Genomic DNA, 18,365 nt, shown 5'->3' with positions numbered 1-18,365 from the left:
ACGTTGCCGCTGTTTACAAATTGGGTGCCAACAAACGTGTCAGGTCTTTCACCGCCACGCCTTGGCGTTGCGCCAAGTCTTGCACCTGGTCATCGCCCACGCGGCCCACGTTGAAGTAAGTCGCCTCGGGGTGCGCCAAGTAAAACCCGCTCACACTGGCGGCAGGCGTCATCGCCAAGCTCTCGGTCACGCCCATGCCAATGTCGGCGCATTGCAAGAGATCAAACATGTCTTTTTTGGCGCTGTGGTCAGGGCACGCCGGGTAGCCCGGTGCGGGTCGGATGCCTTGGTATTTTTCTTGTATGAGTTCGGCGTTGCTCAAGGCCTCGTTGGCGGCATAGCCCCACAAGTCAGTCCGCACGCGCTGGTGCATGCATTCGGCAAAAGCCTCGGCCAAGCGGTCAGCCAGCGCTTTGAACAAAATGGCGGAGTAGTCGTCGTGTGCGTCGATGAATCGCTTTTCTTGCTTCTCGGCACCCAGGCCTGCCGTCACCGCAAACAAGCCCACGTAGTCAGCGGCTTGGGTTTGGTCGGCCACAAAATCGGCCAGGCAACGGTTAGGTCGGCCTTGTGGCTTGACGGTTTGCTGGCGCAAGCCGTGCCAGGTCATCACCGCTTGCTGACGGGTCTCGTCGGCATACAACACGATGTCGTCACCCACGCGCTGCGCGGGGTACAAGCCCACCACCGCGTTGGCGGTGAGCCAACGGTTGGAGATGATTTTTTTCAACATCGCTTGGCCGTCGGCGTACACCTTTTTCGCTTCTACCCCGACCACCGTGTCTTCCAAGATGGCGGGAAAAGGTCCTGCCAAATCCCAGGTCTGAAAGAACGGCGCCCAGTCGATGAATTTTTCCAACTCGGCCAAGTCAAAGTTTTTGAACACACGCCGCCCGATGAATTTGGGTTGGGCTGGTTTGTACGCGTCCCAGTGGATGGGCGTGGCGTTGGCACGTGCTTGCGCGAGCGTGACCAAGGGCGTTTGCTTTTTGTTGGCGTGCTGTTCGCGCACCTTGACATAGTCAGCGTTCAACTCAGCGACGTACTTGGCCGCTTGATCCGACAACAAACCTTGCGCCACACTCACGCTGCGCGAGGCATCGGGCACATAGACCACCGGGCCTTCGTAGTGGGGCGCAATTTTCACGGCGGTGTGCACACGGCTGGTGGTGGCGCCACCAATCATCAGCGGCATCATGCGGCTGCGGAAGTAGTCGTCTTTTTGCATCTCGCCCGCAACGTACTGCATCTCTTCCAGCGAGGGCGTGATCAGGCCCGACAGGCCAATGATGTCGGCGTTTTCTTCTTTGGCCTTGGCCAAAATTTCATGGCAAGGCACCATCACGCCCATGTTCACCACCTCGTAGTTGTTGCATTGCAAAACCACGGTGACGATGTTTTTGCCAATGTCGTGCACGTCGCCTTTGACGGTGGCCATGACGATCTTGCCCTTGGCTTTGACGTCTTCGCCCGCAGCGGCCTGCAAGCGTTTTTCTTCTTCGATGTAGGGCACCAAGTGCGCCACGGCTTGCTTCATCACGCGCGCGCTCTTGACCACTTGCGGCAAGAACATCTTGCCTTGACCAAACAAGTCGCCCACCACATTCATGCCGTCCATCAACGGGCCTTCGATCACGTGCAAGGGTCGTCCGCCCTTGGCCAAAATGCCGCGGTAGGCCTCTTCGGTGTCGTCGTTGATGAACTCGGTGATGCCATGCACCAGCGCGTGGCTCAGGCGATGTTCCACGCTGGCGGGCGCTTCGGGTGTGCCGCGCCAAGCCAACTTTTGGCTGTCGTCTTTGGCTGCGCCCTTGGCGGTTTCGGCCACCTCAATGAGGCGCTCGCCTGGGGTCAGGCGGGCTTCGCCGTCTTTGTACTTGGGTGTGCGGTTCAACACCACGTCTTCCACCCGTTCGCGCAGTGTGGGTTCCAAGTCGTCGTACACGCCCACCATGCCAGCGTTGACGATGCCCATGTCCATGCCGGCTTTGATCGCGTGGTACAGAAACACCGTATGAATGGCTTCACGCACCGGGTCGTTGCCACGAAAGCTGAACGACACATTGGACACGCCACCACTCACCTTGGCACCGGGCAAGTTGTGCTTGATCCAGCGTGTGGCTTCGATGAAGTCCACCGCGTAGTTGTCGTGCTCTTCGATGCCGGTGGCAATGGCAAAAATATTGGGGTCAAAAATGATGTCTTCGGGAGGGAAGCCCACCTCGTCCACCAACAGTCGATAGGCACGCTCGCAAATTTCGATCTTGCGCGCATAGGTATCGGCCTGGCCTTTTTCATCAAACGCCATCACCACGGCGGCAGCGCCATAGCGCTTGACCAAGGTGGCTTGGCGTTTGAATTCGTCCACGCCTTCTTTCATGCTGATCGAGTTGACGATCCCCTTGCCTTGGATGCAACGCAAGCCCGCCTCGATGACCGACCACTTGCTCGAATCCACCATCACCGGCACGCGGGCAATGTCGGGCTCACCCGCCATGAGGTTCAAAAAACGCACCATCGCGGCCTGGCTGTCCAACATGGCTTCGTCCATGTTGACGTCAATCACCTGCGCACCGTTCTCCACCTGTTGGCGCGCCACAGCCAAGGCTTGCTCGTACTCGCCGTTCAGGATCATGCGGGCAAAGGCTTTGGAGCCCGTCACATTGGTGCGCTCTCCGACGTTGACAAACAAGGCGTCCGTGCCAATCGAGACCGGCTCCAAGCCGGACAGTTTCATGGGGGGAACAGCAACAGAATTCATGGGGGATCTCACCTGGGGTCATCGTTCAGGTGAGCGTCGTTGCAAAAGTACGGCCCCAAGCCTGACTTCACGCACGATCCGCACAGGGATGGGTGAAGCTGCAACGCTCCTTGGGGAGGCTGAATTTTAACGTGCCCCGTCTGACACCGACCTCAGGGCTGGTTTTGTGCAACGGAGTTGCAGACACGCATCACCGAAAGGACGCGGATTGAGGCTCAAAACAATCCAACAAATCTGCGGGAATTCCTGGGGCTTGTGCGCCCAAGTACCGCCGAATATGGGGCGCGGCCACCCAGGGCAAGGTGAAGCCACTCCAAATGGCATGGGGCACGATGGCCGAGCCGGTGTCGGTGGTGTGGATCACCACCACGGCGGGGAGCAATTGCTTGAACTCGGTTTCCGCCACGGTCCACGCACCTGTGGTCCACACACTGGCCAACTGGGCAGACTGCGAATGGGGTGGGCTGTAGGCTTTGATCAACTCTTGGGCCTGTTGGTAGGCCGGGTCTTGCGCGCTGAGTTTGGCCACCTGGTCACAGCGTCGGGTCCATCGGACCCAGCTGTTCTTGGCTTGTCCTTGGATGTCGATCTCTCGCCCATCCACCACCCACACAGTCCCGTTGTCTTTTTTCACCCAGGACACATGGGTCGCCATGACGCCCACCATCACCAGCCCAAGCACCGTGAGCGACACCTTTTTGTTCATGCGCACCTGTGCCGTTGTGCTGACGTCATGCAGCCAAGCACTGATGCAAGGCATGCGCCGCAGCCAGGGTGAACGCGTCGCTCCCCACGGGCCCGACCACTTGCAGGCCCACCGGCATGCCGTTGGGCGCCAGGCCTGCCGGAATGTTGACCGCAGGGGTGTGCAGCACGGTCCAGATGCGGCAAAACAGCGGGTCGCCCGTGTTGTCCAGGCCCAGCGGCGCCGACCCTGCTGCGCTGGGCGCCAGCAGCACATCGACGTCTTGGAACACATCGGCCAGCTGCGCGCGGCAACGCGCCACCAGCGCTTGCGCTTGGTCGTATTGGGCCAGCGTCACGGCCAGACCGGCATTCATGATGCCCTGCAAACGCGGGCTCAAACGGTCAAAGTGCTGCAAGCGTTCATGCGCCAAACACCGGGCTTGCTCGGCCAGTTGAATGTGGATTTGGGCTTGCGCCAATTGTTCATAGTCCACCGGCAAACGCAGGTCGTGCAGCGTCATCGCGCCAGACGCTTGAACACGCGCGGCCGCTTGCTGCATGGCTGAGTGCGTCTCTGGCAGGGCTTGTGGCCACTCGTAGGTTTGGCACAGGCCCACGCGCAAGGGGCGGGCGAGGTGCTCGCCCACAGGGCGCACCAACCAGTCCTGGCGACCGCTCAAGGCGGCGGCAAAAAGCGCCGCATCGGGCACATCACGGGCCAAAGTGCCCACGGTGTCGAGCGTGTCTGACAGTGGTTTGGCGCCCGCGCGGTTGATGCCGCCAAAGCTCGGCTTGAACGCCACAACCCCGCAATAAGCGGCGGGGCGTATCAACGAGCCCGCGGTTTGCGTGCCCAGCGCCAGCGGCACCATGCCATCGGCCACCGCAGCGGCCGACCCCGACGACGAGCCCCCGGGCGTGTGCGCGGTGTTGTGCGGATTGCGGGTTTGGTTGGGTTGGAAGGTGGCGAACTCGGTGGTCACGGTTTTACCCAAGACCACCGCACCTGCTGCGCGCGCCAAGGCGACGCAACTGGCGTCATTCGCGGGTTGGTGTCCGGCATAAATGGGCGAACCGTAGGTGGTGGGCATGTCAGCCGTGGCCATCAAGTCTTTGACGCCAATGGGCAGGCCATGCAACAGACCTTGGTGTGCCCCTAGGTCGAGTGCGCGCGCACGGGCCAGGGCAGCGTCTCGTGCCAGATGGCTCCAGGCTTGTACCTCGGCCTCCCGTGCATCGATGCGGGCCAGACAATCGCGCACCAAGTCTTCGGCGCGCAGTGTGCGTTGGGCCAGTTGCTTGGCAGCCTCACAGGCGCTCAATCGGTGATGTGACATGGGGTATGCCTCAGGCAGCTTCGCGGTAGAAAGGGCCTGCACTCACAGCACGGGCATGTTGGTCGGACACCGCTTGGCCAATGGCGGCGATGTGCTCAGGGGTGGTGCCGCAGCAGCCGCCCACAATGTTGACCAAGCCCTCGGCCGCAAACTCGTGCAGCAAGCGGCTGGTCACGTCCGGTGTTTCGTCAAAGCCGGTGTCGCTCATGGGGTTGGGCAGGCCCGCGTTGGGGTAGCAGCTGATGAAGGTGTCGCCCGCCACGCGCGCCAATTCTTGGATGTAGGGGCGCATCAAGGTAGCACCCAGTGCGCAGTTGAGCCCCACCGCCAGCGGTTGGGCGTGGCGCACGCTGTGCCAAAACGCCGTCACGGTTTGGCCACTCAAGATGCGGCCCGAGGCATCGGTCACGGTGCCACTGATGATCAAAGGCAAGCGCTCGCCGCTGGCCGCAAAGTACTCGTCAATCGCAAACAAGGCGGCTTTGGCGTTGAGGGTGTCAAAGATGGTTTCGACCATCAGCACATCGGCGCCGCCTTCCACCAAGGCTTGCACCTGTTCGTAATACGCTGCGCGCAGCTGTTCAAAGTCCACGTTGCGCGCGCCGGGGTCGTTCACATCGGGGCTGATGCTGGCGGTCTTGGGTGTCGGCCCCAAGGCGCCCACCACATACCGTGGTTTGTCGGGCGTGCTGTATTTGTCGCAGGCGGCGCGCGCAATTTGGGCCGACCGCAGGTTCATCTCGCGGGCCAGGTCGGCCATGTCGTAGTCGGCCTGGGCAATGGTGGTGGCGCCAAAGGTGTTGGTTTCAATCAGGTCTGCGCCGGCCGCAAGATAGCGCTCATGGATGTCGCGAATCACATCGGGTCGGGTCAGGCTGAGCAACTCGTTGTTGCCTTTGACGTCTTTGTGGAAATCTTTGAAGCGTGCGTACTGTGCATCGGGGCCGGTGTAGCCCTCGCCCCGGTATTGGGCCTCGCTCAGCTTGAAACGCTGAATCATGGTGCCCATGGCGCCGTCCAAGATGGCGATGCGTTGGGCCAGCAGGGCGGGCAAAGTTTGGGCGCGGGTGTAGGACTGGGTCATGGGGAGATTGTAAGAAGAGGGACAATCACGCCCCATGCGAAACCTGCTTCCCTCCGACACCTGGGCCCTGATGCAAGCCCATCCCGATGCGCTGATGGTCGACATCCGCATGGAGATTGAGTTCATGTACGTGGGTCGCCCGCCGGGAGCGGTGCATGTTTCTTGGTATGAATACCCCGAGTTCACCCCAGATGCACCCGCTTTTTGCGCTGCCGTGCTGGACGAAGCGCGCCGCAAAGACCGCACGGTCGTGCTGTTGTGCCGCAGTGGTCAGCGTTCGGTCGAGGCGGGTCGCGCCTTGGAGGCCGCCGGCTTCACCGATGTGGTGAATGTGCTGCACGGCTTCGAAGGCGACTTGAACGCCAACTTCCAGCGCTCTAGCCTCAATGGCTGGCGCTTTGATGGGCTGCCGTGGGAACAAATGTAAGCACGCACGACATCCTGCGCGAGGTTTTTGGTTACAACGCATTCCGCGGCCCGCAAGAAGCCATCGTGCAGCACGTGTGCGCAGGCGGGGACGCGCTGGTGCTCATGCCCACGGGCGGCGGCAAATCGCTGTGCTACCAAATACCAGCCATCGCTCGCCAGCGCATGGGGCACGGCATCGCCATCGTGGTGTCGCCCCTCATCGCCCTCATGCACGACCAAGTGGGTGCGCTGCACGAAGCCGGGGTAGAGGCGGCCTTTCTCAACTCCAGCCTGAGCGGCGAGGAAGCCTATGCGGTGGAGCAACGGCTGCGCCGGGGCGACATCACCTTGCTGTACGCCGCGCCAGAGCGCGTCACCACGCCGCGCTTTTTGGCGCAACTCGACGCGCTCTATGCCCAAGGACAACTCAGCCTGTTCGCCATTGACGAAGCGCATTGCGTGAGCCAGTGGGGCCACGACTTTCGCCCCGAGTACCGCGCCCTCACCGTGCTGCACGAACGCTACGCAGGTGTGCCGCGCTTGGCGCTCACCGCCACTGCCGATGCCCTCACCCGGGCCGACATCGTGGAGCGTTTGCAGTTAGAGGACGCCCAACAGTTTGTCAGCAGCTTTGACCGCCCCAACATCCGCTACACCATCGTTGAGAAAAAAGACGCGTCTCTGCAGCTGCTGCGCTTCATCCAGCGCGAACACACGGGGGCCTACGGCCAAGACAGTGGCATCGTCTACTGCCAGTCACGTCGCCGCGTCGAAGAGGTGGCCAAACTCCTGTGCGACGCTGGCATTGCCGCGCTGCCCTACCACGCAGGCTTGGACGGGGCGGTGCGCCAGCGCCACCAAAACCGCTTCTTGCGTGAAGAAGGCCTGGTGATGGTGGCCACCATTGCGTTTGGCATGGGCATCGACAAACCCGATGTGCGCTTTGTGGCGCACCTGGACATGCCCAAGAACATCGAGGGCTACTACCAAGAAACCGGACGCGCCGGACGCGATGGACAAGCCGCCCATGCCTGGATGGCCTATGGCTTGAACGATGTGGTCAACCAGCGCCGCATGATCGACGAGAGCCCCGCCGCAGAAGACTTCAAACAAGCCATGCGCGGCAAGCTCGACGCCCTGCTCGCCCTGGCCGAAGCCACCGACTGCCGCCGCGTGCGGCTGCTGCGCTACTTCGGCGAAACCTACAACCCCGACACGCCCCTACCAAGCGTGGGGGCACTTCAGTATTTTTGCGGCAACTGCGACAACTGCCTTCAGCCCCCAGAAATTTGGGACGGCACCGAAGCCGCACGCATGCTGCTGTCCACCATTTACCGCGTGCAGCAGCAAAGCGGTATTTCGTTTGGCGCAGGCCATTTGATGGACATCTTGCGCGGCAAATCGACCGAAAAAGTTCAGCAATACGGCCACCAAGCCTTGAGCACCTTTGGCATTGGCGCGCATTTCACCGAGGTTCAATTGCGTGGCGTGTTGCGCCAACTCATTGCCATCGGCGCCTTGGGGGTGGATGCGCAAGCCTTCAGCACGCTGTATTTGACCGAGGCCTCCCGCGCGGTGCTCAAAGGCGATGTGACAGTGCGCTTGCGCGCCTCGGTGTCCAGCCCGGCAGACCGCAAAGCCAAACGCGGCGCAAGTACTGCCGCCAAACCCGCGCCGGTGGAGCTCGATGCGCAGGGCCAACTCCGCTACGCCGCCCTCAAAGCTTGGCGCGCCGAAGTGGCCAAGGCCCACAACCTGCCGGCTTATGTGATTTTTCACGACGCCACCCTAGGCGCCATCGCGCAAGCTGGGCCCGACAGCTTGGAAGCCTTGCAAGGCATTGCCGGCATCGGCGCCAAGAAACTCGAAGCCTATGGCCAAGAGGTCTTGCGTGTGGTGAACCATGCGTGATCTCCGTCCATGCCGCGGCTGATTTAGAATTTGGCCATTCACCGATTGAGGAATCCCCCATGTCACACGACCACCACACCCACCATGACGGCGAGCAAGACGTTGTGGAATCCATCGTTCCGCTGATGCCCATCGTGCTGCCTTTGGGTGGAGCCATCCTGATTTTCTTGTTGGCTTTCATCGCCGTCTTCATGGCTTGATGCCCTCCACCTGTCGCCAAGGTGGCACAGGAACCTAAAAAAGCGCCTTTTCAGGCGCTTTTTTGTATTCTTTTGGGCTCATTCCTGTCTTATTTGTCACAGATGCAAGTTGAGATGAAGGCATCCATTCTTAGAATGTGCGACCTTTTGTCATCAAGATGAAATTGTCTGAGGTCAGGGCTTCGTACACCGACACGCTGGGTCGGAGTCCTGACCTCAACAATTTTTGACTTAGGAGCTTTTATGAACTCACCTGCTTATGTGAAGAACCCCAAGCTGATTGCTTGGGTGGCCGAAATGGCCGCTTTGTGCAAACCCGCCAAGATCCATTGGTGTGATGGCAGCGAAGAGGAATACAACGCCTTGTGCCAACAGCTGGTGGATGCCGGCACCTTCAAAAAGCTCAACCCAGCCAAGCGCCCCAACTCGTTTTTGGCCTGCTCCGACCCCACCGATGTGGCCCGCGTCGAAGACCGCACCTACATTTGTTCTGAGAAAAAAGAGAACGCCGGCCCCACCAACAACTGGGTCGCGCCCGCCGAGATGCGTGCCACCTTGCAGCCCCTGTTTGATGGCTGCATGCAAGGCCGCACCATGTACGTGATTCCGTTCAGCATGGGCCCGCTGGGCTCACACATTGCGCACGTGGGCATTGAGCTGTCAGACAGCCCCTATGTGGCGGTGAGCCAAAAGATCATGACCCGCATGGGCAAAGCCGTGTACGACGTGATCGGCACCGACGGTGCTTTTGTGCCTTGCGTGCACACCGTGGGGGCGCCGCTGGCCGCGGGTCAAGCCGATGTGACATGGCCTTGCAACAAGACCAAATACATCGTGCATTACCCAGAAACACGTGAAATCTGGTCTTACGGTTCGGGTTACGGCGGCAACGCGCTGCTGGGCAAAAAGTGCTTTGCACTGCGCATTGCGTCCAACATGGGCCGCGACCAAGGCTGGTTGGCCGAGCACATGCTGATTCTGGGTGTGACCAACCCTCAGGGTAAGAAATACCACGTGGCAGCGGCCTTCCCCAGCGCCTGTGGCAAGACCAACTTTTCCATGTTGGTGCCCCCCGCAGGCTTTGACGGCTGGAAAGTCACCACCATCGGCGACGACATTGCCTGGATCAAGCCGCACGACGACGGCAAGCTCTACGCCATCAACCCTGAAGCCGGTTACTTTGGCGTCGCGCCTGGCACCAACTTCCACACCAACCCCAACTGCATGGCCAGCTTGGACAAGAACGTGATCTACACCAACGTCGCTCTGACCGACGACGGCGATGTGTGGTGGGAAGGCATGGAGAAAGACACCGGCAAGTTGCCCGACCACCTGATCGACTGGCAAGGCAAAGACTGGACCCCCCAAATCGCCAAAGAAACTGGCGCCAAAGCGGCCCACCCCAATGCACGCTTCACGGTGGGCGCCACCAACAACCCCGCCCTCGACCCCGCTTGGGACGATCCTGCAGGCGTGGTGATCGACGCCTTCATCTTTGGCGGCCGCCGCTCCACCACCGTGCCCTTGGTCACCGAAGCACGCAACTGGACCGAAGGGGTCTACATGGCCGCGACCATGGGTTCAGAGACCACCGCCGCTGCCGCCGGTCAACAAGGCGTGGTGCGCCGCGACCCGTTTGCCATGCTGCCCTTCACCGGCTACAACATGAGCGACTATTTCCAACACTGGCTCGACATGGGCCACAAGCTGGCCCAATCCAAAGCCAAGTTGCCCTCGATCTACTGCGTCAATTGGTTCCGCAAGGGCGAAGACGGCAAGTTTGTGTGGCCTGGCTACGGCGAGAACATGCGCGTGCTCAAGTGGATGATCGACCGCATCGAAGGCAACGCCCAAGGCGCAGAGAACGTGTTTGGCATCAGCCCTGCGTACAACGAACTCAACTGGACCGGCCTGGACTTCACGGCCGACCAATTCAAGACCGTCACCCACGTCGACAAAGCCGCTTGGGTGGAAGAGTTGAAGTTGCACGAAGAGCTGTTCACCCAACTGGCCTACCACCTGCCCGCTGAGATGACAGCCACCAAAGCAGCCTTGGAAGAGCGCTTGGCCACCGCCTGAACATAACCCGGCGCGCTGTGGCACTTTGGGCGGCACAGGTTCGCCGCCCAAAACCTGTTAATTCAAAGTCTGATTTTGAATTAACAGGTTTTTGCTAAACTTCTGCGCATGATCAGGCGCAACATTGAACCCCTTCTTCGCCAGTTGGCCGGGCAGTACCCCATCGTCACGCTGGTGGGGCCACGCCAAAGCGGCAAGACCACGCTGGCGCGCATGGTATTTCCAGACAAGCCCTATGTGTCGCTGGAAGACCCCGATGTACGCCGCTTCGCCATTGAAGACCCGCGCAGCTTTTTGTCTGCCTACAAGGGCGGCGCAGTTTTCGACGAAATTCAGCGCGCGCCAGAGCTGCCCTCTTACTTGCAATCGATGGTGGATCACCACCCTGAAGCTGGACAGTTCATTCTCACGGGCAGTCAGCAGTTTGAATTGATGACGCAAGTCAGCCAATCATTGGCTGGGCGCACGGCGTTGCTGCGGTTGTTGCCATTGACGCTGTCTGAACTAGAGTTGCTTCGCTCCATCGATTCGCAAGCGCCACTGGCGCTGCCCTCGTGTTTGCTCAACGGGTTTTACCCGCGTGTGCACGACCAAAACTTGCACGCCTCACAGGCCATGGGCGACTACTTCGCCACCTATGTCGAGCGCGATTTGCGGCAACTCGCTGCCGTGCAAGACCTGCGCTTGTTCGAGCGCTTTGTGCGTTTGTGCGCAGGACGCACCGGGCAGCTGCTCAACCTCAACAGCTTGGCCAATGACGCGGGCGTATCGCAACCCACGGCACGCGCCTGGATAGATCTGCTCCAAAGCAGTTTCATCGTCCATTTGCTGCCGCCTTGGTTTGTGAACACAGGCAAGCGCTTGATCAAAACGCCCAAACTTTATTTTTACGACACCGGCTTGGCCTGCTGGCTCTTGGGTTTGCGCACGCCGGAGCAGGTGCAGCGTGACCCGCTGTGGGGCGCATTGTTTGAAAATTTTGTGGTGGCCGAAGCCTTGAAAGACCGTTTCAACCAGGGCGAAAACAGCGCGCTGTATTTTTACCGAGACTCGGAAGGCAACGAGGTGGACTTGCTCATGCCCGTAGGGCGACAACTGCACGCCATTGAAATCAAAGCCGGTGGCACCGTCAACCCCGACTACTTCAAAGGCCTCAAGCGCTTCGATGCACACCACCCGCACACGCTGATCAGCGGCTGCGTGGTGTTTGGTGGCGAGATGCCGCAGGCGCGTGAGCCCTGGCCCGTGCATTCGTGGCTGCAACTGCGCCACCCACCGGCGGGCTAGGGGCGCTGAATCACAGCAATCAAGGCGTTCACCGCTTGCTGCGCCTGCTCGCCATTGGCAGACAAGTCCACCAAGTCATCATGCATGGCACCTAAGGACATCACCTCCGCCACCGACTTCGCGTTCACCACATGCCCATGGCAAGCCAAGGTGATGTCGCAATTGAAATGTGAGGCTTGCATCGCCAGCAACGCAGATGCCCTGGGGTCCAAGCCACATTTACCCGTGAGCTTGAGTGTGATGGGTAATGTGTGTTCGCTCATATTTGCACCCTGGTTCCAAGTTCAACCACCGAGTTGTCTGGCAGGTGGAAAAACTCCACCACACCACCCGAATTGCGCGTCATCGCAGAGAACAGTTTTTCTCGCCACTGCGCCATGCCGCCACCCGGCGTAGAAATCACCGTTTCGCGACTTAAGAAATACGTGGTCTCGAACACCGGTATGTCCAGGCCCAAAGCTTCGCAATGCTTCAGGGCTTTGGGAACATCCGGCGTGTTCATGAAACCAAAATGAACCCACACTTGCCAGAAGTGCTCACTCAGCCGCTCCACGCGAACACGTTGCCGCTCAGACACCCAAGGCACGTTGTCAAAGGTCACCGTCAAGATGATGTTTTTCTCATGCAACACCTGGTTGTGCTTCATGTTGTGCAACAGCGCTTGTGGCACCGTTTCAGGATTGGCCACGGCATACACCGCCGTGCGTTTGACCAAGTGGGTGTGTCCTGAATCGATGTGTTGTATGAAACCATTCAGATCCAAACCATCCCGGCGAATGGTTTCAACCACCAACTCACGCCCACGCGACCACGTGGTCATCACCCCATACAAAGTCAGGCCCATGGCCAATGGCAGCCAACCCCCATCAAAGAACTTGATGATGCAACCGGAAAATAAAAATACATCAATGCTCAGGAAGAACAACGTTGCCAGCATCGCCAAAGGCGCAGGCATCTTCCATGCGTCATGCACCACGAAGAAGGTCATCACCGTGGTGATGACCATCGTCAGCGTCACCGCGATACCGTAAGCCCCTGCCAATGCCGATGAGCTTTTGAAGGCCAATACCGCCATCACCACACCCGCCAACAAAATCCAATTCACAGCGGGCATGTAGATTTGTCCCACCTCTTGCTCAGAGGTGTACTTGATGTCCATGCGCGGCAAAAAACCCAACAAAATGGCTTGCTTGGTCATCGAGTAAGCGCCTGAAATCACAGCTTGAGACGCAATGATCGCCGCCACCGTGGCCAACACCACCGCAGGCAGCAACCAATCTTCAGGAAACATGTGAAAGAAGGGGTTGTCAATCGCGCTGGGGTCGCGCATCAACAAAGCGCCTTGGCCCATGTAATGCAAAGCCAAACTTGGCATGACCAAGCCCATCCAAGCCAGCTGAATCGGCTTGCGACCAAAATGGCCCATGTCCGCGTACAAGGCCTCAGCACCCGTCAGCGCCAGCACCACAGCACCCACAGCGGCGAAGATGAAAGGTCCGCGTTCTAGCAAAAATGTGGCCGCATGAAGCGGGTTCAAGGCTTGCAAGATCTCAGGCGTTTGCGCAATTTGCACCAGTCCTGTGGCGCCCAAAATGACAAACCACACCACGATGATGGGGCCAAAAAATTTGCCCACAAAGTTGGTGCCCCAGCGCTGCATCACAAACAACAAAACCAACACCGACAACGAAATAGGCACCACATAAGGCTGCAACAGCGGTGTCACCACCTCAAGCCCTTCCACGGCACCGAGCACCGAGATGGCGGGGGTGATCACACTGTCACCATAAAACAAGGTGGCGCCAAACAGCCCCAACAGCAAAAGGAAATGGCGCAAGCGCGGCCGAGACTTCACGGCGTTGGCGGCCAATGCGGTCAAGGCCAGTGCCCCGCCCTCACCGCGGTTGTCAGCGCGCAAAATCAAAATCACATACTTCAGGGTCACGATCAGCATCAAAGCCCAAAAAATGGTGGAGACCGCGCCAACCAAGTTCTCAGCCGTCAACGCCACACCTGTGGCGGGTAAGAACACCTCTTTGACGGTGTACAGCGGACTGGTGCCAATGTCGCCATACACCACGCCAATCGCGGCCAAGGTCAGGGCCGCCGTGGACTGTCGTTTGATGTGGGCGGAAGGGTTGTCTGAATCTATCGTGGCAACTGTCATGGGCTCTCCTGTATGAAGTGCCCCGAGCTTGCCTAAGTTCGCGTTAGGAACGCATAAGTATCCGATCCGTCCTCGTCAGGTTCTGACAAGCGGTAGCCCACCCCGGGTTCGGTCAACAACATTTGCGGCTCCGTGGGGTTGTGCTCTAACTTTGCACGCAATTGCCCCATGTACAAGCGCAGGTAGTGGGTGTGTTCCAGGTACTCAGCGCCCCACACATCCAACAGCAGTTGGCGGTGTGTCACCACTTGTCCGACCTGACGCACCAAGCGCGCCAAGAGCTTGAACTCGGTCGGCGTCAAATGCACCAGCGCCATGCCCATGCGCACCTCGTGCTTGGCCAAGTCCACCGTGAGGTCGCCCCGGCGGTAATGCGTTTGGGGTGCCTGCACCGCCGTGCCCCGGTGGCGCAAGGTCACACGCATGCGGGCTAATAACTCGCCCATGTTGAAGGGCTTGACCAAGTAATCATCCGCACCCGCGTCGAGCAAATGCACTTTGTTGTCGTCGTCGTGGCGGGCCGAGATGATCAGCACGGGCAGGTTGTAGTGGGCACGCACCGCGTGCAGCACTTCAGCCCCGTCGCCATCGGGCAAACCCAAATCCAAAATCAACAAATCCAGCGGCTCGGGCGACGGCATGCTGTGCCGCAACACAGCCTGGGCATCCGCAGAACTGCCACTGAGCAGCACCTCATAGCCCTCAATCATCAAAGCGTCACGCAAGGTCCGGCGCAACTCACGGTCATCTTCCACCAACAGCACGCGCAAAGCCATGTCTGTCAAACCTCCGAGCTGGGGCTGTTCATGTCGGGTTGCACGTCCACAGGCCAGGCCACGCACACCGTTGCGCCGTGAGGGCGCGTGTCTTCAATCCAAATCTTGGCACCATGCACCTTGGCAATGGCTTGGCAGACCGCCAAGCCAACACCCACGCCACGGCGCAGTTGCGTCTCATCCGATGCATCCGCTTGCGCCGCCTCTGGATGCATGCGTTCAAAGGCTTGAAAGACTTTGGATTTCCAAACATCGGGAATGCCAGGACCATGGTCGATCACCCGCAACTCGATGGTGTCGCCTTGCCCTTGTGCATGAAGTTGGATGAAAGAATCGTCCGGGCTGTATTTGATGGCGTTTTCGACCAAGTTGTCCAACAACTGCACCAACAACATGGCGTCACAAAAAATCAGCGGCAACCCCGCAGGCAGGACCACGTCGATCTGGCGCAGCGGATAACGCATGCGCGTTTTGGACAACACCGCGCCCACCACCTCTTGCAAAGACTCCCAGTCCTTGTGCACCTGCAACGCAGCGGCGTCCAGCCTTGCCAGCTGCAAGGTGTTGGTGGTCATGCGGTTGAGGTGCTGGGCCTCCAGCATCACCGTGTGTGCCAGATTTGTGATCTGCTCTGGGCTCAAGCGCGCGCCCTGATCGTGGATCACGGATGCCGCCCCCATGAGGTTGGCCAAGGGGGTTCTGTAGTCATGTGAGATCGACGTCAACAAGGTGTTTCGCAAGCTCTGACTCTGGGCCTCTTCCTTGGCATGCTGTGCCTGTTGCAAGGTGTGGGCGCGTTCGAGCTCTAAGCCCAACACATCACACATCTGCTGCACCGTGTGCCGAGTCAATGCCGTCAAGGCAAGCCATGACACACCGTGAAGGGCTACCGCCCCCCAGGCACACGATGGGCCACGCAACGGTAAAAACAAGGTGGCCTGGTTTTCGTAACGCCCGGTCCCAGGCCCGATGGCCGCAAACTGTTTGACACAGGCCCACAAGCCTTGTGTGTCTTGTGCGTCGGGGTGTCCTGTCAGATGGCTCGCAGCAGGGCGGGTGCTCGGCGCGTCGGGCTCTCGCAGCAACAACACCGACACTGTGTCGTGCACACGCGTCTGCAGCACCGACTGCAACAGGCGACCTTGCGCTGATAGATCCAAGCCTTCGCGAAACTGTTCGCTCAAGGCCCGCAGCTGTTGCGCTGCCTGCGCATGTTGGCTCTCTTGTTCGGCGGCCGAGCGCAAACGTGCCATCAAATAGCTCACCATCACACTCACGCCCAACATGGTGACCAACAGCAGCAAATCTTGGTGCAAATGCACATGGAAGGTGAAGCGCGGTGGCACAAACCACCAGTTGAACCCCAGCACCGACAAGGCACTGAGCACCACCGAGGCCGTGGCCGACAACCACGTGCCTGCCATGGCACTGGCCAAAACCAGCAACAACGCGAGGTTCCCCAGGTTGAGCACGCCATCGCACAGCCACAGCAAAACCCAAGCCGTCAACCAAATGACCAAGCCTGGCCAGCGAATTTCAATCTTCGGAAAGCGGTGACGGTTCGGGTGTGACACCGTGGCAGGCTATCACAGCCGATCAGTGCACCACCACCGGCACCTCAGTGGCAGGTGGTGTGTTGCGGCTGCGGGTGCAGCGCACCAAGCCGTCGATCATCACCATGCCAATGCCAGGAATGTCGCCCAGCTGCACGCTCTCCAGCAAGGTTTTGCCTGCGGTGTGTTGGGCGCGGTCCATGAACACAAAGTCGGCGGCACGGCCCACTTCGATCAAGCCACAGTTCAGGTTGCGAATGCGCGCCGTGTTGCCGGTGGCAAAACAAAACACCAACTCGGCGGGGATGTTGGCCAAACTCGACAGCAAGGCCACCATGCGCAGCATGCCCAAGGGCTGCACGCCCGAGCCAGCCGGGCCATCGGTACCCAAGATCACGCGGTGCGGACACTTCAGCTCCAGCGCCGCTTTGGCAGCGGCAATGGCCACGCGCTCGTTGCCGTTGTGGACGATTTCAATCGCGCGGCTCGACTTCTCGCACAACTCACACACATGCGCCTCTGGCAACGCGGTGTGGCCGCCGTTGATGTGGCCAATCACATCGGCATCGGCTTCGAGCACCACGTCTTTGTCAATCAAGCCCGAGCCTGGAATGGACGGCCCCCCGGTGTGGATGGTGCTTTGGATGCCGTACTTGCGCGCCCAGGCCACCATCTCTTTGGCCTCATAGCCCGCCTTCACCGAACCCAAACCCACCTCGCCCAGCAGCGTCACGCCGGCTGCTGCCAGCTCTTGAAAGTCATGTTCGGTCATGCCTTTTTCAATGATGGGCGCACCCGCGATCACCTTCACACCGCCGGGGCGAAAGTTGTCAAAGGCACGTTGCGCGGTGATGGCCAGGGCTTTGAGGCCCACGATGTCTTTGGGGCGTCCGGGCAAGTGCACTTCACCGGCAGAAATCATGGTGGTGACGCCGCCGTGCATGGTGGAGTCGATCCAACCGATTTGGTTTTGTCGTGGCGTCCAGTCACCAAACACCGGGTGCACGTGGCTGTCGATCAAGCCCGGGGCCACACAGGTCTGGCGCACATCGATGGTGGTCTTGGCCTCGGAAATGTCGCAGTCTTTTTCTCGCCCGACTGCGGTGATCACACCATCGTGAATGACGATGGTGTCGGCATCCAAAATGGGCTGGTCAATGTCGCCTGAGAGCAGCAGCCCGATATTGCGCAAAACGACTTTGCCTGATTTTTCTTCAACAGCAGCGGTGGCCATGGGGTTCTCCAGTAAGAGCGAAAGGTTGGGGGAGTCAGCGTTTCACGGTGCGCAACACCGTGTCGGTCACAAAGTCTTGCCACTGTTGCACCGCCTCGGGCGTTTGCAAATCTTCGCCCATGAAAGCCGACAAGGTGTATCGGTTGGACATGAAGAAGTACCCGGTGGACACGATGAGCAAATACACATCGCGCGCCACCAAGTCTTGGCGAAACAGTTTTTTGCGCACCCCGGTCTCCAAGATGCGTCGGATCACATCAATCGCCGGCGACGAGTACTGCGCCGCCCGGTCTGACTTGGTGATGTGACGCCCCAAGTGCAAGTTCTCGGTGTTGAGCAAGGTCACAAACTCGGGGTTGCGGCGGTAGTAATTCAGCACAAAGGCGATCACGTCTTTGAGCGCTTGCACGGGCTCGTCGGTGTTGAGGTCGAGTTGCGACTCGGCCTCGTTCATGCGGCGGTAAATGTCTTCGATCACCTCGATGAACAAGCCCTCTTTGTTGCCGAAGTAGTAATACAACATGCGGTCGACCGACTTGGCCGCTTTGGAAATTTTTTCCACGCTGCCACCCTCGAAACCGTATTTGGCAAACACCCGCGTCGCCGCTTTCAAAATGCTCTCACGCGTGGCCTGAGCCGACAACTCGCGCACGCCCGTTTTACGCTGCGGGGCCACACGCTTGGCCACACGCACGCCCGTCACCGTGCGCTTGGAAGCGGCTGTGGCTGGGGTACGGGCGCTGGCCATGGTCACTGCTCAGCGAACGCGCGCTCGATCACAAAGTCACCGGGCTTGGTGGTGTTGCCCTCTTTGAAGCCACGCTCTTCGAGCATGCGCTTCAAATCCTTGAGCATTTGTGGGCCGCCACAAATCATCACGC

Annotated in this window: 15 protein-coding genes, 1 pseudogene and 1 riboswitch; of the genes and pseudogenes, 5 read left to right on the top strand and 11 right to left on the bottom strand. The window is 59.6% G+C overall.

All coding sequences use genetic code 11. From position 1 onward, the window contains the following. Nucleotides 1–13: 13 nt before the first annotated feature. The 4 genes from metH to ACKWJN_RS10880 all read right to left on the bottom strand — a co-directional run bounded on the left by metH (nt 14) and on the right by ACKWJN_RS10880 (nt 5,869). On the bottom strand, nt 14–2,761 hold the full coding sequence (metH, locus tag ACKWJN_RS10895; RefSeq protein ID WP_408596816.1) for a methionine synthase: 2,748 nt from the start codon (nt 2,759–2,761) through the stop codon (nt 14–16). Nucleotides 2,762–2,785: 24 nt separating this feature from the next. Further along, nucleotides 2,786–2,879, bottom strand: a riboswitch (S-adenosyl-L-homocysteine riboswitch). 72 nt (nt 2,880–2,951) lie between these two features. After that, entirely contained in the window at nt 2,952–3,521 is a 570-nt protein-coding gene (locus tag ACKWJN_RS10890) for a hypothetical protein (protein WP_408596814.1), read from the bottom strand. Next, the gene (locus tag ACKWJN_RS10885; RefSeq protein WP_408596813.1) at nt 3,493–4,785 is read right to left on the bottom strand and encodes an amidase; all 1,293 of its coding nucleotides are present in this window, start codon (nt 4,783–4,785) and stop codon (nt 3,493–3,495) included. Before ACKWJN_RS10885 ends, ACKWJN_RS10890 begins: the two co-directional genes overlap by 29 nt. A 10-nt stretch (nt 4,786–4,795) precedes the next feature. Beyond that, nucleotides 4,796–5,869: a homocysteine S-methyltransferase family protein gene (locus ACKWJN_RS10880; RefSeq protein ID WP_408596811.1), complete on the bottom strand. Its 1,074-nt coding sequence runs from the start codon at nt 5,867–5,869 to the stop codon at nt 4,796–4,798. Between the two features lie 34 nt (nt 5,870–5,903). Between ACKWJN_RS10880 and ACKWJN_RS10875 the strand changes: the two genes are divergently transcribed. The 5 genes from ACKWJN_RS10875 (at nt 5,904) to ACKWJN_RS10855 (ending at nt 11,754) form a co-directional block, all read left to right on the top strand. Then, nucleotides 5,904–6,296, top strand: coding sequence for a rhodanese-like domain-containing protein (locus tag ACKWJN_RS10875; RefSeq protein ID WP_408596809.1), 393 nt, complete (start codon nt 5,904–5,906; stop codon nt 6,294–6,296). Then, entirely contained in the window at nt 6,281–8,188 is a 1,908-nt protein-coding gene (gene recQ, locus ACKWJN_RS10870) for a DNA helicase RecQ (protein ID WP_408596807.1), read from the top strand. The genes ACKWJN_RS10875 and recQ overlap by 16 nt, the downstream gene beginning before the upstream one ends. A gap of 59 nt (nt 8,189–8,247) precedes the next feature. Continuing rightward, complete coding sequence (locus tag ACKWJN_RS10865) at nt 8,248–8,388, top strand: hypothetical protein (RefSeq protein ID WP_408596806.1); 141 nt, start codon at nt 8,248–8,250, stop codon at nt 8,386–8,388. A gap of 243 nt (nt 8,389–8,631) precedes the next feature. Beyond that, nucleotides 8,632–10,467 carry a phosphoenolpyruvate carboxykinase (GTP) gene (locus ACKWJN_RS10860; RefSeq protein WP_408596804.1) on the top strand — a complete coding sequence of 612 codons (1,836 nt, stop codon included), beginning with the start codon at nt 8,632–8,634 and terminating at the stop codon, nt 10,465–10,467. Nucleotides 10,468–10,575: 108 nt separating this feature from the next. Then, the gene (locus ACKWJN_RS10855; protein ID WP_408596802.1) at nt 10,576–11,754 is read left to right on the top strand and encodes an ATP-binding protein; all 1,179 of its coding nucleotides are present in this window, start codon (nt 10,576–10,578) and stop codon (nt 11,752–11,754) included. On the opposite strand, the gene ACKWJN_RS10850 is transcribed toward ACKWJN_RS10855, so the two are convergent. The 7 genes and pseudogenes from ACKWJN_RS10850 to ACKWJN_RS10820 all read right to left on the bottom strand — a co-directional run. Further along, nucleotides 11,751–12,017, bottom strand: coding sequence for an HPr family phosphocarrier protein (locus ACKWJN_RS10850; protein WP_408596800.1), 267 nt, complete (start codon nt 12,015–12,017; stop codon nt 11,751–11,753). The genes ACKWJN_RS10855 and ACKWJN_RS10850 overlap by 4 nt on opposite strands. After that, nucleotides 12,014–13,921, bottom strand: coding sequence for a potassium transporter Kup (locus ACKWJN_RS10845; RefSeq protein WP_408596798.1), 1,908 nt, complete (start codon nt 13,919–13,921; stop codon nt 12,014–12,016). Before ACKWJN_RS10845 ends, ACKWJN_RS10850 begins: the two co-directional genes overlap by 4 nt. Before the next feature lie 32 nt (nt 13,922–13,953). After that, nucleotides 13,954–14,706 (bottom strand): response regulator, encoded by a 753-nt coding sequence (locus tag ACKWJN_RS10840; RefSeq protein ID WP_408596796.1) that lies wholly within the window; start codon nt 14,704–14,706, stop codon nt 13,954–13,956. Beyond that, the gene (locus ACKWJN_RS10835; RefSeq protein WP_408596794.1) at nt 14,703–16,271 is read right to left on the bottom strand and encodes an ATP-binding protein; all 1,569 of its coding nucleotides are present in this window, start codon (nt 16,269–16,271) and stop codon (nt 14,703–14,705) included. The genes ACKWJN_RS10840 and ACKWJN_RS10835 overlap by 4 nt, the downstream gene beginning before the upstream one ends. 22 nt (nt 16,272–16,293) lie before the next feature. Continuing rightward, on the bottom strand, nt 16,294–17,484 hold the full coding sequence (locus ACKWJN_RS10830; protein ID WP_408596792.1) for an amidohydrolase family protein: 1,191 nt from the start codon (nt 17,482–17,484) through the stop codon (nt 16,294–16,296). 34 nt (nt 17,485–17,518) lie between these two features. Next, nucleotides 17,519–18,232 (bottom strand): TetR/AcrR family transcriptional regulator, encoded by a 714-nt coding sequence (locus tag ACKWJN_RS10825; protein ID WP_408596790.1) that lies wholly within the window; start codon nt 18,230–18,232, stop codon nt 17,519–17,521. Between the two features lie 2 nt (nt 18,233–18,234). Next, nucleotides 18,235–18,365: pseudogene (locus ACKWJN_RS10820) on the bottom strand (ferredoxin--NADP reductase); the annotation flags it as partial.

Origin of the sequence: Limnohabitans sp. (assembly GCF_046052825.1) — a bacterium.
Lineage (GTDB): Bacteria > Pseudomonadota > Gammaproteobacteria > Burkholderiales > Burkholderiaceae_C > Limnohabitans.
The sequence above is the reverse complement of the archived record's forward strand: the minus strand, read 5'-3'. Positions and strand labels throughout refer to the sequence as shown.

Coding starts and splice junctions, on each gene's coding strand:
- ACKWJN_RS10855 (WP_408596802.1), top strand. CDS start 10,576: ATGATCAGGCGCAACATTGAACCCCTTCTTCGCCAGTTGGCCGGGCAG.
- ACKWJN_RS10885 (WP_408596813.1), bottom strand. CDS start 4,785: ATGTCACATCACCGATTGAGCGCCTGTGAGGCTGCCAAGCAACTGGCC.
- ACKWJN_RS10850 (WP_408596800.1), bottom strand. CDS start 12,017: ATGAGCGAACACACATTACCCATCACACTCAAGCTCACGGGTAAATGT.
- ACKWJN_RS10865 (WP_408596806.1), top strand. CDS start 8,248: ATGTCACACGACCACCACACCCACCATGACGGCGAGCAAGACGTTGTG.
- ACKWJN_RS10875 (WP_408596809.1), top strand. CDS start 5,904: ATGCGAAACCTGCTTCCCTCCGACACCTGGGCCCTGATGCAAGCCCAT.
- ACKWJN_RS10880 (WP_408596811.1), bottom strand. CDS start 5,869: ATGACCCAGTCCTACACCCGCGCCCAAACTTTGCCCGCCCTGCTGGCC.
- ACKWJN_RS10845 (WP_408596798.1), bottom strand. CDS start 13,921: ATGACAGTTGCCACGATAGATTCAGACAACCCTTCCGCCCACATCAAA.
- ACKWJN_RS10890 (WP_408596814.1), bottom strand. CDS start 3,521: ATGCCTTGCATCAGTGCTTGGCTGCATGACGTCAGCACAACGGCACAG.
- ACKWJN_RS10830 (WP_408596792.1), bottom strand. CDS start 17,484: ATGGCCACCGCTGCTGTTGAAGAAAAATCAGGCAAAGTCGTTTTGCGC.
- ACKWJN_RS10825 (WP_408596790.1), bottom strand. CDS start 18,232: ATGGCCAGCGCCCGTACCCCAGCCACAGCCGCTTCCAAGCGCACGGTG.
- metH (WP_408596816.1), bottom strand. CDS start 2,761: ATGAATTCTGTTGCTGTTCCCCCCATGAAACTGTCCGGCTTGGAGCCG.
- ACKWJN_RS10860 (WP_408596804.1), top strand. CDS start 8,632: ATGAACTCACCTGCTTATGTGAAGAACCCCAAGCTGATTGCTTGGGTG.